The 14,439-nt window shown below is 60.3% G+C and carries 15 protein-coding genes and 1 pseudogene; 12 read left to right on the top strand and 4 right to left on the bottom strand.

Annotated features, from left to right (window positions below):
- The first annotated feature begins 13 nt into the window (after positions 1-13).
- The 6 genes from RHM58_RS17005 (at position 14) to RHM58_RS16980 (ending at position 4,283) form a co-directional block, all read left to right on the top strand.
- On the top strand, positions 14-610 hold the full coding sequence (locus RHM58_RS17005) for a septation protein A (protein WP_123509093.1): 597 nt from the start codon (positions 14-16) through the stop codon (positions 608-610).
- 1 nt (position 611) lies between these two features.
- Positions 612-911, top strand: a complete 300-nt coding sequence (locus tag RHM58_RS17000; RefSeq protein ID WP_322267725.1) for a YciI family protein — start codon at positions 612-614, stop codon at positions 909-911.
- Between the two features lie 110 nt (positions 912-1,021).
- Positions 1,022-1,435, top strand: a complete 414-nt coding sequence (locus RHM58_RS16995; protein ID WP_201201663.1) for a translation initiation factor 2 — start codon at positions 1,022-1,024, stop codon at positions 1,433-1,435.
- A 7-nt stretch (positions 1,436-1,442) separates the two neighbouring features.
- Positions 1,443-2,120: a response regulator transcription factor gene (locus tag RHM58_RS16990; RefSeq protein ID WP_201201661.1), complete on the top strand. Its 678-nt coding sequence runs from the start codon at positions 1,443-1,445 to the stop codon at positions 2,118-2,120.
- Positions 2,121-2,316: 196 nt separating this feature from the next.
- Positions 2,317-2,766, top strand: coding sequence for a Spy/CpxP family protein refolding chaperone (locus RHM58_RS16985; RefSeq protein ID WP_201201659.1), 450 nt, complete (start codon positions 2,317-2,319; stop codon positions 2,764-2,766).
- A 176-nt stretch (positions 2,767-2,942) separates the two neighbouring features.
- Positions 2,943-4,283, top strand: a complete 1,341-nt coding sequence (locus RHM58_RS16980) for a sensor histidine kinase (protein WP_201201657.1) — start codon at positions 2,943-2,945, stop codon at positions 4,281-4,283.
- 99 nt (positions 4,284-4,382) lie between these two features.
- Here RHM58_RS16980 and RHM58_RS16975 read toward each other — a convergent pair whose 3' ends face one another.
- Entirely contained in the window at positions 4,383-4,958 is a 576-nt protein-coding gene (locus RHM58_RS16975; RefSeq protein WP_322267724.1) for an NAD(P)H nitroreductase, read from the bottom strand.
- Positions 4,959-5,079: 121 nt separating this feature from the next.
- Here RHM58_RS16975 and RHM58_RS16970 point away from each other — a divergent pair, with 121 nt between their 5' ends.
- Positions 5,080-6,534, top strand: coding sequence for a TrkH family potassium uptake protein (locus RHM58_RS16970; protein ID WP_201201654.1), 1,455 nt, complete (start codon positions 5,080-5,082; stop codon positions 6,532-6,534).
- On the opposite strand, the gene RHM58_RS16965 is transcribed toward RHM58_RS16970, so the two are convergent.
- Positions 6,491-7,552: an AraC family transcriptional regulator gene (locus tag RHM58_RS16965; protein WP_201201653.1), complete on the bottom strand. Its 1,062-nt coding sequence runs from the start codon at positions 7,550-7,552 to the stop codon at positions 6,491-6,493. The genes RHM58_RS16970 and RHM58_RS16965 overlap by 44 nt on opposite strands.
- Positions 7,553-7,712: 160 nt before the next feature.
- Between RHM58_RS16965 and RHM58_RS16960 the strand changes: the two genes are divergently transcribed.
- Together RHM58_RS16960 and RHM58_RS16955 are read left to right on the top strand one after the other, a co-directional pair.
- A complete protein-coding gene (locus RHM58_RS16960; protein ID WP_322267722.1) occupies positions 7,713-8,024 on the top strand; it encodes a DUF962 domain-containing protein in 312 nt (103 codons plus the stop codon).
- A gap of 97 nt (positions 8,025-8,121) precedes the next feature.
- Positions 8,122-8,712 carry an HD domain-containing protein gene (locus RHM58_RS16955; RefSeq protein ID WP_201201649.1) on the top strand — a complete coding sequence of 197 codons (591 nt, stop codon included), beginning with the start codon at positions 8,122-8,124 and terminating at the stop codon, positions 8,710-8,712.
- A 129-nt stretch (positions 8,713-8,841) separates the two neighbouring features.
- Here the strand turns inward: RHM58_RS16955 and RHM58_RS16950 are convergent, their stop codons facing one another.
- Positions 8,842-9,657 carry a UDP-2,3-diacylglucosamine diphosphatase gene (locus tag RHM58_RS16950; protein WP_201201647.1) on the bottom strand — a complete coding sequence of 272 codons (816 nt, stop codon included), beginning with the start codon at positions 9,655-9,657 and terminating at the stop codon, positions 8,842-8,844.
- A 127-nt stretch (positions 9,658-9,784) separates the two neighbouring features.
- Here RHM58_RS16950 and RHM58_RS16945 point away from each other — a divergent pair.
- Both RHM58_RS16945 and RHM58_RS16940 read left to right on the top strand, forming a co-directional pair.
- A pseudogene (locus tag RHM58_RS16945) lies at positions 9,785-10,545 on the top strand (AraC family transcriptional regulator).
- A gap of 376 nt (positions 10,546-10,921) precedes the next feature.
- Positions 10,922-11,815, top strand: coding sequence for a DMT family transporter (locus tag RHM58_RS16940; RefSeq protein WP_322267721.1), 894 nt, complete (start codon positions 10,922-10,924; stop codon positions 11,813-11,815).
- On the opposite strand, the gene RHM58_RS16935 is transcribed toward RHM58_RS16940, so the two are convergent.
- The gene (locus tag RHM58_RS16935; protein ID WP_201201644.1) at positions 11,809-12,096 is read right to left on the bottom strand and encodes a SelT/SelW/SelH family protein; all 288 of its coding nucleotides are present in this window, start codon (positions 12,094-12,096) and stop codon (positions 11,809-11,811) included. The two genes, RHM58_RS16940 and RHM58_RS16935, sit on opposite strands and share 7 nt — an antisense overlap.
- Before the next feature lie 72 nt (positions 12,097-12,168).
- On the opposite strand from RHM58_RS16935, the gene RHM58_RS16930 reads away from it, so the two are divergent.
- Positions 12,169-14,358: a patatin-like phospholipase family protein gene (locus RHM58_RS16930; RefSeq protein ID WP_322267720.1), complete on the top strand. Its 2,190-nt coding sequence runs from the start codon at positions 12,169-12,171 to the stop codon at positions 14,356-14,358.
- The last annotated feature ends 81 nt before the right edge of the window (positions 14,359-14,439 follow it).

Genomic DNA, 14,439 nt, shown 5'->3' with positions numbered 1-14,439 from the left:
TCTGGCTGCCACTGTGAAACAATTCATCGACTTCATCCCGCTTCTGCTGTTTTTCATCGTCTTCAAAATCGATCCACGGGTCGTCGACATCGCCGGACATGAGGTCACTGTAGGCGGTATTTACAGTGCCACCGCGATGCTGATCATCAGCTCCCTGGTGGTTTACGGCACGCTCTTCATCAAGCAGCGCAAGCTGGAGAAGAGCCAGTGGCTGACGCTCATAGCCTGCCTGGTCTTCGGTAGCCTGACCCTGGCGTTCCACAGCGAAACCTTCCTGAAATGGAAAGCCCCGGTGGTCAACTGGCTGTTCGCCCTGGCTTTCATTGGCAGCCACTTCATCGGCGACCAACTGCTGATCAAACGCATCATGGGCCACGCGCTGACCCTGCCGGACGCGGTCTGGACCCGTCTGAACATCGCCTGGATCGGCTTTTTCCTGTTCTGCGGTGCCGCCAACCTGTTCGTCGCGTTCACGTTCCAGAACTACTGGGTCGACTTCAAGGTCTTCGGCAGCCTGGGCATGACGCTGCTGTTCCTGGTCGCGCAGGGCATTTACCTGTCCCGCCACCTGCATGACGCCGATACCACAACACCAAAAACCGAGGACTGACATGCTTTACGCCATCGTTGCTACAGACGTCGCCAACTCCCTGGAAGCCCGCCTCGCTGCACGCCCGGCACACCTTGAGCGCCTGCGAGTGCTTAAAGGCGAAGGCCGCATCGTGCTGGCCGGCCCTAACCCTGCCGTCGACAGCAATGATCCGGGCGCTGCGGGTTTCACCGGCAGCCTGATCGTCGCCGAATTCGATTCCCTGAGCGCCGCGCAAGCCTGGGCCGATGCCGACCCGTACATCGCCGCAGGCGTCTACGCCAACGTTTCCGTGAAGCCGTTCAAGCAAGTCCTGCCTTAAAAGCCTCCCTCGCGATGAACCTTATCGGTTCATCGCGCTCTCAATCGCTCATTATTCTCGTTTGCCTGCCGACAACTTGCCCAATAACTCGATTGGAATCAGGAGTCGTGATGCGCAAGGGTCCGTTGTGTCTGATGTTGGTGACGTTGTCGATCGTGGCCCCCGTGCACGGTGAAGAAGCTGCCAATGGTGGCAACTCCACGCCGTTGTCCTTAAGCGCCGGTAGCCAGATCACCGAATTGCAGCAGCGTTTGAAAGCAAGCGAGCAGCAGCGAGAAGAACTGAGCAAACAACTGCAAAATGCCGATAGCGAGCGTGAAAGCGCCCAGTTGAGCCGGTTGCGCCAAGAGAACCAGCGTTTGAAGCTGCAACTCAAGGAAGCCCAGGCCAGCGGTCCGCTGCCGCGTCTGCTGACCGACCAGCAGCAATGGTTCGTCACCGGGGCCGGGGTAGCGCTATTGGCTCTGCTCTGCGGTATCTTTGCCAGTGGGGCAAGTCGAAAACGTCGGCAATGGCTAAATTGAGTGAGTCATGAGCGAGCTGTTATTAATTGATGATGATCAGGAGCTGTGCGAGCTCCTGAGCAGTTGGTTGAGTCAGGAAGGTTTCGTGGTCCGTGCCTGTCACGATGGCCAGAGTGCCCGCCGTGCGCTGGCTGAATTCTCCCCGGCGGCCGTGGTGCTGGACGTGATGCTGCCTGACGGCAGCGGCCTGGAACTGCTCAAGCAGTTGCGCAGCGACCACCCGGATTTGCCGGTGCTGATGCTCTCGGCCCGCGGCGAACCGCTGGACCGCATCCTCGGCCTCGAACTGGGTGCCGACGATTACCTGGCCAAGCCCTGCGACCCACGGGAACTGACAGCCCGGCTGCGCGCGGTATTGCGCCGCAGTCATCCGGCGGCAGTGTCCAGCCAGCTCGAACTGGGCGACCTGTGTTTCAGCCCGCAACGCGGCGTGGTCAGCATCGATGAACAGGAATTCACCCTTACCGTCTCCGAAAGTCGCCTGCTCGAAGCCCTGATCAAGCAACCTGGCGAACCCCTGGATAAACAGGAACTGGCGCAAATCGCCCTCGGTCGCAAGCTGACCCTGTACGACCGCAGCCTGGACATGCACGTCAGCAACCTGCGCAAAAAGATCGGCCCACACCCCGACGGTCGCCCGCGCATCGTGGCCCTGCGTAGCCGCGGTTATTACTACAGCCTCTAATTGCAACGCGATCCTCCTACGCAGACCGCGTAAAGTCGGTCGGCATCGTGTGCCGGTCGGCGAATGTGGCAGATTTGTCAGGTTCGCTGAAAATCGTCTTTACCCAAGCTTTACGCTCCGCTGACCGCCGCTGACCTTGATCTCCGTAATCTGAACTCATCCGGAACGTACCGGGAACGAGACAAGGAGATTCACCATGCGCAAGACTCTTATCGCTCTGATGTTCGCTGCCGCTCTGCCGACCGTTGCCATGGCCATGCCTGAAGGTACCGGCCCGATGGGTGGGCCGATGGACGGCTCGCACCATGGCGGTCAGATGCACGGCATGCACGGCAAAGGTCCGTACAGCCAACTGGACCTGAGCCGCGAACAGCGTGAGCAGATCCGCAAAATCATTGGCGAGCAAATGCACGGTCGTAAGCAACTGGTCGAGAAATACCTGGAGAAACTCTCCCCGGCTGACCAGAAAGCCATGAAAGATGAAATGACTGCCAAACATCAGAAAGCCGAAGCCGATGTGCGCGCCATTCTGAAACCGGATCAACAGAAGAAATTCGACGAGATCCAGAAAAAACAGGCAGAGCGTCGTGCCGAGTGGGCCGAATTCAAGGCCTGGAAAGCGCAACAGCCACAAAAAGCGCAATAATGCGCTAACTCCAGACCCAACAGCTCAACACTGTTGGGTCTTATGTTACTCAGTTTAAATGTGGGAGCGGGCTTGCTCGCGAAGGCGGTGTATCAGGCAAAGCATTTGTCGACTGATACACCGTCTTCGCGAGCAAGCCCGCTCCCACTTGGATTTGCGTTAGTTGAGGATTTACTGTGCGCTCATTGTTCTGGCGTATTCTGGCCAGCTTCTGGCTGGCCATCGCTCTGGTTGCAGGGCTCTCCCTATTGCTGGGGCACATGCTCAACCAGGACGCGTGGATTCTCAGCCGCCACCCGGGCCTCAACACCCTGGCCGAAGAGTGGACGCAAACTTACGAAGCCCAGGGCGAAGACGCTGCACAGGCCATCCTGGAACAACGCAAACGCCAGTATCACATCGACGTTCAGGTACTCAACGAGAGCGGCGACCCGGTGGTGCGCGGCACTTTCCCACGTCGGGCCGCAGCGTTTGAAGCTCGGCAGAACGATGATGATCGCCGCCTGCCGTGGCGTCGCCTGACCGCGGAGTACACCAGCGAAAAAACCGGCAACACTTACCTGCTGATCTACCGCATCCCGCATCCGGAACTGGACTCATGGCACCGCGAAAGCCTGCTCTGGCCGTTGAGTGCGCTGGGTATTGCGCTGGTGGTACTGACCTTGTTCAGCCTGTTGGTGACGCTCTCGATCACCCGCCCGCTCAACCGTTTGCGCGGCGCGGTGCATGATCTGGGGCAAACCACCTATCAGCAGAACAGCCTGGTCAAACTGGCCAACCGACGCGATGAGTTTGGTGTGCTGGCCAACGACTTCAACCGCATGGGTGCGCGCCTGCAAAGCCTGATCGGCAGCCAGCGGCAACTGCTGCGTGACGTGTCCCACGAACTGCGTTCGCCCCTGGCCCGATTACGTATTGCCTTGGCCCTGGCTGAACGCGCCAACCCTGAAGAGCGGGAAAAACTCTGGCCACGCCTGACCCGCGAATGCGACCGGTTGGAAGCCTTGATCAGCGAAATCCTGGTGTTGGCTCGGGTCGATGCGGATAACGCCAGCGCCGAAGATGTGGATCTCAACGTCTTGCTTCATACCCTGCAAAAGGATGCGCAACTGGGCTTCCCGGAACAGACCGTGCGCTTGGACGCCGAGTCGCAGCTAAGCCTCAAAGGCTGGCCAACCATGATCGAACGCGCCGTGGACAACCTGCTGCGCAATGCCCAGCGCTTTAACCCGGTGGGCCAACCGATTGAAATGCAGGCCTCGCGTCAGGGCGAGCGGATGGTGGTCAGCGTGCGTGACCACGGCCCGGGGGTCGAGGCCGCGCACTTGAACCTGTTGGGCGAACCGTTCTACCGAGCGCCGGGTCAGACAACGGCCGGACATGGCCTGGGGCTGGCCATTGCCCGACGTGCGGCGGAACGACATGGCGGGAGCCTGGTGTTGGCCAATCACCCGGAGGGCGGGTTTATTGCCAGCCTGGAATTGCCGTTGGTGCCGGGGGCTTTGGTCCAACCTTAATCCCCTGTGGGAGTGAGCTTGCTCGCGATGACTCAGGCACATTCAACATCGCAGTGCCTGACCTACCGCTTTCGCGAGCAAGCCCGCTCCCACATTAGATCAGTGTCTTCCGGCCTTGTCGGGCCAGGCGCTGACAAATTCAGCGAGGTCGACTTTCTCGGCAACCCGCGGCTCTTTCTGCGGTGTCCCGAGGTAGAGGAACGCAATCACTTCTTCACCCTCTGCCAGTCCCAGGCCTTTGGCGACATGCGCCGAATACGCCAGTTCACCAGTGCGCCACACCGCACCAATGCCTTGGGCATAAGCCGCCAACAAAATCCCGTGAGCCGCACACCCGGCCGCCAGTAGTTGCTCGGACTTCGGATACTTGACGTGATCCTGCACCCGCGCAATCACCACGACCACCAGCGGTGCCCGCAGCGGACCGTTGCGCGCCTTGTCCAGCGCCGCCTCAGCCGCATCGCTGTCCTGCAGCTTCGCCGCTTCGGCGAGCAACTCGCCCATTTGCTCGCGAGCCGCACCTTCGACTGTCAGGAAGCGCCAAGGCTGCAAATGGCCGTGGTCCGGCGCGCGCATCGCGGCAGCGAACAGCACTTCCCGTTGCTCGGCAGTCGGCGCTGGGTCCAGCAGTCGTGGAACGGAAACACGGTTGAGCAAAGCGTCGAGAGCCTGCATCGGCCACCTCCTGTAAAAAATGTTTGGCTATTCTAGCCAGAAGCGCTCCGGGCTGCCGGTTTACATGGCAGACCTCGCAGGTAGAATGGCGCCCTCCTCACTTTCAGCCCGAGCAGACTTCATGGCGTTGCCGACCTTACGGATCATTGGTTTCATCATCGGCATCTTCCTGATTACCCTGGCCATCGCCATGGTCGTACCCATGGCCACCCTGGTGATTTTCGACCGCACCAGCGATCTGCCATCGTTCCTCTGGGCCAGCATGATCACCTTCGTCGCCGGCCTGGCCCTGGTCATTCCCGGTCGCCCCGAACACATACACCTGCGCCCCCGTGACATGTACCTGCTGACCGTCAGCAGTTGGCTGGTGGTGTGCATTTTCGCCGCGCTGCCGTTCCTGCTGACCCAGCACATCAGTTACACCGACTCGTTCTTCGAAAGCATGTCGGGCATCACCGCCACTGGCTCCACGGTGCTTAGCGGCCTGGACACCATGTCCCCCGGCATCCTGATATGGCGCTCATTGCTGCACTGGCTCGGCGGTATCGGCTTTATCGGCATGGCGGTAGCGATTTTGCCCTTGCTGCGCATCGGCGGAATGCGGCTGTTCCAGACCGAGTCCTCGGACCGTTCCGAAAAAGTCATGCCCCGCTCACACATGGTGGCGCGCTTGATCGTGGCGGCCTACGTCGGCATCACCATTGTCGGCAGCCTGGCGTTCTGGTGGGCCGGGATGAACCTGTTCGATGCGATCAACCACGCCATGTCGGCGATTTCCACCGGCGGTTTCTCTACCTCCGACGAGTCCCTGGCCCATTGGAAACAACCGGCGGTGCACTGGGTGGCGGTGGTGGTCATGATTCTCGGCAGCCTGCCGTTCACCCTGTACGTGGCGACGTTGCGCGGCAATCGTAAAGCCTTGATCCGGGATCAACAGGTTCAAGGCTTGCTCGGCATGTTGCTGGTGACCTGGCTGGTGCTCGGCACTTGGTACTGGTGGACCACCGACCTGCAATGGTTCGACGCATTGCGCCACGTGGCCGTGAACGTGACTTCGGTGGTCACCACCACGGGTTTTGCGCTGGGGGACTACAGCATCTGGGGAAATTTCTCGCTGATGCTGTTCTTTTATCTGGGCTTTGTCGGCGGGTGTTCAGGCTCGACGGCGGGCGGGATCAAGATATTTCGCTTCCAGGTCGCCTACATCCTGCTCAAGGCCAACCTGAATCAATTGATTCACCCGCGCGCGGTGATCAAGCAAAAGTACAACGGTCACCGGCTCGACGAAGAAATCGTAAGGTCGATCCTGACATTTTCGTTCTTCTTTGCCATCACCATCTGCGTGATCGCGCTGATGCTGTCGCTGTTGGGGCTGGACTGGATGACCGCGCTGACCGGCGCGGCAAGTACTGTTTCCGGCGTCGGCCCGGGGCTGGGCGAGACCATTGGCCCGGCGGGCAACTTCGCGACCCTGCCGGATGCCGCCAAGTGGATTCTGTCGTTAGGCATGCTGCTGGGCCGGCTGGAGATCATTACGGTGTTTGTTCTGTGCATTCCGGCGTTTTGGCGTCACTGACCTGGTTGGGCGCGTCCAGCAAACGCGCCCGATACTCACCGGGGGTGGCATCGAACCAGCGGCGGAAGGCCCGGAAAAAGTTGCTTGGGTCGGCAAATCCCAACAGGTAGGCAATTTCCAGTAGCGTCATGCTCGGCTGCGCCAGGTATTGCTCGGCCAGTTCCCGTCGAGTGTCGTCCAGCAATGTCTGAAAACTCGTGCCTTCTTCCTGCAAGCGACGCTGCAAGGTGCGCTGCGACAGGTGCAGGGTCTGCGCCACCGTATCGCGTTTGGGTTCGCCCTGGGGCAGCAAACGGCAGAGTACCTGCCGGGCCTTGTGGGTCACGCGGCTTTCGGAAAATCGCGCCAGGTACTCGCCGGCAAACCGGTCATGCAGCAGCGCCATGGCCTCGTTGGCGGTGGGCAGCGGCGCCTCCATGTCGGCGCGCTCGAAGATCAGCGCATCGTAAGGTGCGTTGAACACCAACGGCGCGTGGAAGGCTTGTTTATAGGGTTCGAGGTCGGCGGGCTCATCTCCCTGCACCAACACCTTGCGCGGTTGCAGGGTGCGCCCGGTCAGCCAACCGCACAGGCCCAGCGCGCAGGCCAGTGACGCTTCGGCGCTTTGCCGGGTCGGCGGCAGGTGGTCGCCATGGACCGTCAGAATCAGTGCGTATCCCTCGTCGAGCAAGCGGAAACTCAGGTCGGCGCTTTCAGCAATGATCCGCTGATAACGCACCAGGCGTTGAAAGCCCTCGGCCAGGGTCTGACTGGACATCAACGCGTAACCCGCCACATGAAAGGACGCCGGTCGCACCACTTTGCCCATGTTCAGGCCGATCGCCGGGTTGCCGGACAGCTCGACCGCGCGCTGCCACAGCCGCGTCATGGAGTCTTGCGGGAAGCGCGCATCCGGATCATCCAACGAGGCGTAATCAAGCCCCAGTTGCTTGAACAGAACCCGGCAATCCAGGCCGTCCATCTCCAGTGCTTTGACAATCCCCATCGCCCAACTTGCAGAAGTCGTTCGTTCGCTCATGGCGTTTACTTACTTTATGAGCCGTCTGACGCGGCTAATTTGCGAAGGATACTAAAGTGGCGCCTATTGTCACTGGCTGATGCCATTGATCACTCTAGACTCAAATAGGCTACCCGCAGAACAACTTGCCGTCAGAACAATAACCACAGAGATCGCAGTCGTGGAAAACATAAAGCATTTCAACAGCTTCGCTGAGTTTTACCCGTATTACCTGAGCGAACACAGCAACAGTACTTGCCGACGATTGCACTTTGTCGGCACCTCCCTGGTTATTTTCATTTTGGCGCTGACCATCGGCAAAGGCGCGTGGCCGCTGCTCATTGCCCTGCCGCTGGCCGGTTACAGCTTCGCCTGGGTCGGGCATTTCTTCTTCGAGAAGAATCGTCCTGCAACCTTCCAGCATCCGCTTTACAGCCTGCTCGGCGATTTCGTCATGTACCGCGACATGATCCTGGGCCGCGTGCCGTTCTAGGCTTCACGGGCCAGCAATGCGTCCCGCGCAGCCAGTGCGCCAGTGGATCCAAGTCCTACACTCGATACATCACTCGTCAAAAACAAGAAGATCGCCGATGAACGCCAACGCCCGCTTTACCCACATGAAGGACGGCACGCAGGAAGACTGGGCAATCATCGCCGCAGACTTCAGTGCCTATGCGCGGCAATTGCCAACACGGATTGTGGCGCATCTGAAACTGCTGGAGGGTGACTTTGGCGGCTTCCCGGTGGATCGCCTGACCCATTCCCTGCAAACCGCCACCCGCGCCTTTCGCGATGGCCGCGACGAAGAATACGTAATCTGCGCCCTGCTCCACGACATCGGCGACACCCTGGGTTCCTACAATCACCCGGACATTGCGGCGGCAATTCTCAGGCCGTTCGTCAGCGCCGAAAATTTGTGGATGGTGGAGAAGCACGGGATTTTCCAGGGGTACTACTTCTTCCATCACCTGGGCATGGATCGGCATCTGCGCGAGCAATTCAGCGGGCATCCGCAGTACCAGGCGACCATCGAGTTCTGCGCCAAATACGATGCCGCGGCGTTTGATCCGGGGTACGAGAATTTACCGCTGAGCTTCTTCGAACCGATGATGGAGCGGTTGTTTGCGCATCCGAAGAACTCGATCTACAAGGCTGCGATGGAAGAACACGCGCCGGCCTAAGATCAATGGTGATTGTGATGTCCCCTTCGCGGGCAAGCCTCGCTCCTACAGGTTATGGGGTGAGCACGTGATCGTGTACCACCACAAACCTGTAGGAGCGAGGCTTGCCCGCGAAGGCGCCAGACCTGCTTACGCTGGTTCCGCGACCTTCACCGCCTTCAACTCCGCCTCCCGCGCCTGGGCATCCGCCAGCCGATACAACTCGATCGACCCGTCCCAATGCTCGATCAACGCCGTACACGACTCCACCCAATCCCCGCAATTGAGGTAATCCACCCCGCCGACCTTGCGGATCTCGGCATGGTGAATATGCCCGCACACCACGCCATGCAACTCGCGTTTGACGCATTCGTGGGCGATGGCTTCTTCGAAGTCGCTGATGAAGCTGACCGCGGTTTTCACCTTGTGCTTGAGGTACGCCGACAGCGACCAGTAGCCATAGCCATAACGGGCGCGCCAGTGATTGAGCCAGCGGTTGAGGGTCAGGGTGAATTCGTAGGCCGAGTCGCCGAGAAAGGCCAGCCAACGGTGGTAGCGAGTAATGACGTCAAACTGATCGCCGTGGATCACCAGCAAGTGACGGCCATCGGCGGTCACGTGCACCGCCTCGTCCACTAACTGGATGTTGCCCAGGATCAACTTCGAATAGCGCCGCAAGAATTCGTCATGGTTGCCAGTGACGTAGATCACCTCGGTGCCGCGCTTGCTCATGGTCAGCAGACGGCGAATCACGTTGGTGTGGGCCTGGGGCCAATACATGCCGCCACGCAGTTTCCATCCGTCGATGATGTCGCCCACCAGGTAAATCTTGTCGGCGTGGTAGCCCTTGAGAAACTGCGACAGGTGCTCCGCCTGGCAATCCCTTGTGCCCAAATGCACATCGGAAATCCATAAGGTGCGCACACGTTGTTTACGGCTGGGTTTGGCGAGCTCGGCGCTGGTCATGGACAACCCTCTGCGATGTTTTTACAAGTTTGCGCCGGCCGGGTTAATTGCCCATGACAGTGACGAGTCAATCCTGTGACAGCGTCCGGCCGGTGTAGACTGGTCGCATCTTGCCAGGAGACCTGCGATGAGACCGATCCTCACGCTGCGCCAATACACCGAAGACCTGATCATCCACAGCCATGCCCACGCGCAACTGGTGTTCGGGCTGTCGGGTGCACTGGATTTCGAGGTCGACGGACGTGGCAGTCAGGTGGTGCAGCAAAGTTTCGTGGTGGTGCCGGCCGGCATGCATCACGCCTGCGGCAGCCCAAACGGCAGTCGTTGCCTGGTACTGGATGTGCCCGGCGATCAATGGATTGCCCAGTCGCTGGGGAGCACGCCGACGCCAGCCGCCGCTTGCTCGACAACGCCGGACGACTGCCACTGGATGCCGGGCAAAGCCAATTGGTCAGTTGGCTGGCGGGCAGCCCGGTGAGCGATCCGCTGATCGCCCAGCAAGGTGCAGTGCTGTTGCTGGCCAGCCTCAACAACGTCAAACCGGACGTCATCGGTGGACGGCGCCTGCCTTATGCGGCGCTGAATGCGCATATCGATCAATACGCGGCTTATCCGCTGCAGGTGGCCGATCTGGCGCGCGTCGCCGGTTTATCGAGCGCCCGCTTACATGCGCGATTCGTGGCGGAATGCGGGCAAACGCCGATGGACTACATACGTAGCCGACGACTGCACATTGCAGTGGGCTTGTTGCGCGATTCCCCATTGCCGATTGGCGAGATTGCCAGCCGGGTCGGTTACAGTTCCCAAAGTGCGTTTGCGGCGGCGGTGTTGCGCGAGTTTGGCGCTTCGCCGGGGAAATTGCGCCGCGAGAGAAATGCCGGTAAGTGACAAGTTAGAACAAGCGATGAATAACCTGTGGCGAGGGAGCTTGCTCCCGTCGGACTGCTCAGCAGTCCTTTCTTTAGGGCCGCTTCGCAGCCCAGCGGGAGCAAGCTCCCTCGCCACAGGTTCAATGTCAGGCTTGGCCGACAGGTGCCTTGGCCAGGAATTACTCGGGTGTGAGGCTGGCGACAAAAGACGATAGTTTGCCGACAGACGTAACTGGCGTTAACACGGTTCACTGTAGGAGCTGCCGAAGGCTGCGATCTTTTGATCTTTAGCGACTCCAGAGCCGCCATAAATCAAGATCAAAAGATCGCAGCCTTCGGCAGCTCCTACAGGGGACCTGTCGTCTGCCTGGCTTTTACGTTTATCAAGGAATGCAATGACTCCCCGTACCGCCCTCGGCGCCCTGCATATCGGCGCATTGATGTTTGGCCTGACCGGTGTGTTCGGCAAACTCGCGGCCGCCTCCCCCGCCGTCATCGTTTTCGGTCGCGCGGCGTTCGCGGTGCTGGCGCTGGCGTTTTTTGCGCGGTTCGCCAGCAGCACCCGCTGGCAAAAACTCGAAGCCGTGGACTGGCGTCGCCTACTGCTCAGCGGCTTGCTGCTGGCCGGGCACTGGGTCAGCTTTTTCATTGCGGTAAAAGTCGCGGGCGTGGCGATTGCGACCCTGGGGTTTGCCAGTTTCCCGGCGTTTACCGTGATCCTCGAAGGACTGATCTTCCGCGAGCGAATTCGCGCCAATGAAATCCTGCTGGTAGTGCTGGTCAGCGTCGGTCTGGTGCTGGTCACGCCAGACTTCGACCTCGCTAGCGGCGCCACTATCGGCCTGCTCTGGGCGGTGGGTTCGGGCCTGCTGTTCGCCCTGCTGTCGCTGACCAATCGCGCCAGCTCCGGGCGCATCCCGGCGGTGCAGGCCGCGTTGTGCCAGAACGTGGTCGTCGCGTTGTGCCTGTTGCCGGTGGCGGCGCCGCAATTGAGCGAAGTGCGTGCCCTCGACTGGTTGTGGATCGGCCTGCTCGGGGTCTTCTGCACCGGGGTGGCCCACAGCCTGTTCGTCGCCAGCCTGGCGGTGATCAAGGCGCGGACCGCCGCGGTGGTGTTCGCCTTGGAGCCGGTCTATGGCATCACCGTGGCCTGGCTGCTGTTCGATGAAAACCCGACCCTGCGCATGTTGATCGGCGGGGCGTTGATCATCGTCGCGATCGTGGTGTCGAGCCGACTGTCAGGCAGCTCCAGCAAAAAAACCGTGGCCGCCGAAGCCGCCTCTCACTGAGTGCGATCGTTGTGCCCGAGGTCGCGGTCCGGGTCGATCTGATCCCGGACCCGCTGCTTGAGCACCTTGGCTTCGGGGAAACCACCGTCAGCCTTGCGCTCCCAGATCTGCACCTCGTTACAAAAAATATGAAACACGCCGCCAGTGCCCGGCACCAGGGAGACTTTGCCCAACTCATCGCCGAAGGTACTGAGCAGCTCCTGGGCCAACCAGGCGGCGCGCAACAGCCACTGGCATTGCGTGCAATAGGTGATGACGATTTCCGGTTTTTGTACGGTCATGTTCGTTGAAACTCCTGAGCCAGAGGGGCGCCGCTATAATAGCCGCCTTTATCGCTCGCCCCGAGATCCACGATGCGCCGTTTGCTGTGTTGCCTGTTGCTTTGCCTCTTCCCTTTGATCGCCCAAGCCGCCGATGCTCCCCGACCGAAAATCGGTCTGGTGCTGTCCGGCGGTGCTGCCCGTGGCCTGGCGCACATCGGTGTGCTCAAGGCTCTCGAAGAGCAAGGCATCAAGATCGATGCGATTGCCGGCACCAGCATGGGCGCGGTGGTCGGTGGGCTGTACGCTTCGGGTTACAAAATCGATGAGTTGGAAAAGCTCGCCTTGAACATCGACTGGCAACAAGCCCTGTCCGATGCCCCGCCGCGGGAAGACGTGCCATTCCGGCGCAAGCAGGATGACCGGGACTTCCTGGTCAAACAGAAACTGAGCTTTCGCGATGACGGCAGCCTTGGACTGCCGCTGGGAGTGATTCAGGGCCAGAACCTGGCGCTGCTGCTGGAAAGCCTGCTGGCCCACGCCAGTGACACACGTGATTTCGACAAGCTGCCGATTCCGTTTCGGGCCGTGGCAACGGACATCGCCAGCGGCGAAAAAGTGGTATTCCGCAAAGGTCATTTGCCCCAGGTGATTCGCGCCAGCATGTCGATCCCGGCCGTGTTCGCGCCCGTCGAACTGGACGGCCGCCTGCTGGTGGATGGCGGCATGACCGATAACATCCCGCTCGACGTCGCGCGTGAAATGGGCGTCGACATCGCCATCGTGGTCGACATCGGCACCCCGCTGCGCAATCGCAAACAACTGACCACCGTGGTCGATGTGCTAAACCAATCGATCACCCTGATGACCCGGCGCAACTCCGAAGAACAACTCGCCGCCCTGCACAAGGACGACGTGTTGATCCAGCCGTCGCTGGCGAGTTTCGGCGTGACCGACTTCGGCCGTGCCCAGGAAATGATCGACGCCGGTTACCGCGCGACCAAGATCCTCGAAGCGCGCCTGGCACGACTCAAACCGGTGCAACTACTGGACGCCGACCTGACCGCCGCCCGCACACCGAGCCAGCGCACGCCAATCATTACCGCGATCAAAGTGGAAAACGACTCGAAAGTCGGCGACGACGTGATCCGTTACTACATCCGGCAAAACGTCGGAGAACCGCTGGACATCGGCCGCCTGCAAACCGATATGGGCACCCTGTACGGCCTCGATTACTTCGAACAGGTGCAATACCGCGTGGTGCACAAGGGCCAGAATCACACGCTGGTGATCACCGCCCGAGGCAAACGCAGCGGCACCGATTACCTGCGGGTCGGTTTGAACCTGTCGGACGACATGCGTGGCGACAGCGCTTTCAACCTCGGCGCCAGTTACCGGGTCAACGGCATCAACCGCCTCGGCGCCGAATGGCTGACCCGGGCGCAAATCGGCGACAAACAGGAGCTCTACAGCGAGTTTTATCAACCGCTGGACGTCGGTTCGCGCTACTTCATCGCGCCCTACGCCGCATTTGAAGCGCAGAACGTCGAGTCGATCCTGGACAACGACCCGATTGCCCAGTACCGCGTCGAACGCTACGGGTTTGGCTTGAACGTCGGTCGACAGATCGGCAACAGCGGCGAGATCCGCTTCGGCGTCGGCGAGGCCTGGGGCAAGGCTGACGTACGCATTGGCGACCAGAATCTGCCGAGCGAAAGCTTTAACGAGGGGTTCTATCAGCTCAAGTATTCATTCGATTCGTTCGACAACGTCTACTTCCCCCATGAAGGCAAAGACATTGGCCTGACATTCCGTCAGTTCGAACCGGGACTGGGCTCAGACAAGCGTTACCGGCAATGGGAGTTCAAACTGGACAAGGCCATGAGCAGCGGCCCGGGCACGTTTATTCTCGGCGGGCGCTACGGCCGCACCCTGGACAATGCCAACGTGGTCACTTCGAGCTTCCTGCTGGGCGGTGCGCGGCAGTTGTCGGGCTTTCGCGAGGATGCGGTTTCCGGGCAGAACATCAGCCTGATGCGCGGGGTTTACTACCGGCGCCTGACGCCGCGTTCCTACCTGCCACTGGATTTCCCGCTGTACATCGGCGGCTCGCTGGAGCGCGGCCGGGCGTGGAACAACGACAATGAGTTCGACAGCGGCTACATCAACGCCGCCAGTGTGTTCATCGGTTTCGACACACCGCTGGGGCCACTGAACTTCAGCTATGGCTTCAACGATGCGGATGAGCAGGCGGTGTATTTGAATCTGGGGCAGACGTTCTAACGCAAAAGATCGCAGCCTTCGGCAGCTCCAGGGATATGCGTACACCTGTAGGAGCTGCCGAAGGCTGCGATCTTTTGCTCT

The sequence above is a fragment of the Pseudomonas sp. 10S4 genome (assembly GCF_034344865.1).
Lineage (GTDB): Bacteria > Pseudomonadota > Gammaproteobacteria > Pseudomonadales > Pseudomonadaceae > Aquipseudomonas.
The sequence above is the reverse complement of the archived record's forward strand: the minus strand, read 5'-3'. Positions and strand labels throughout refer to the sequence as shown.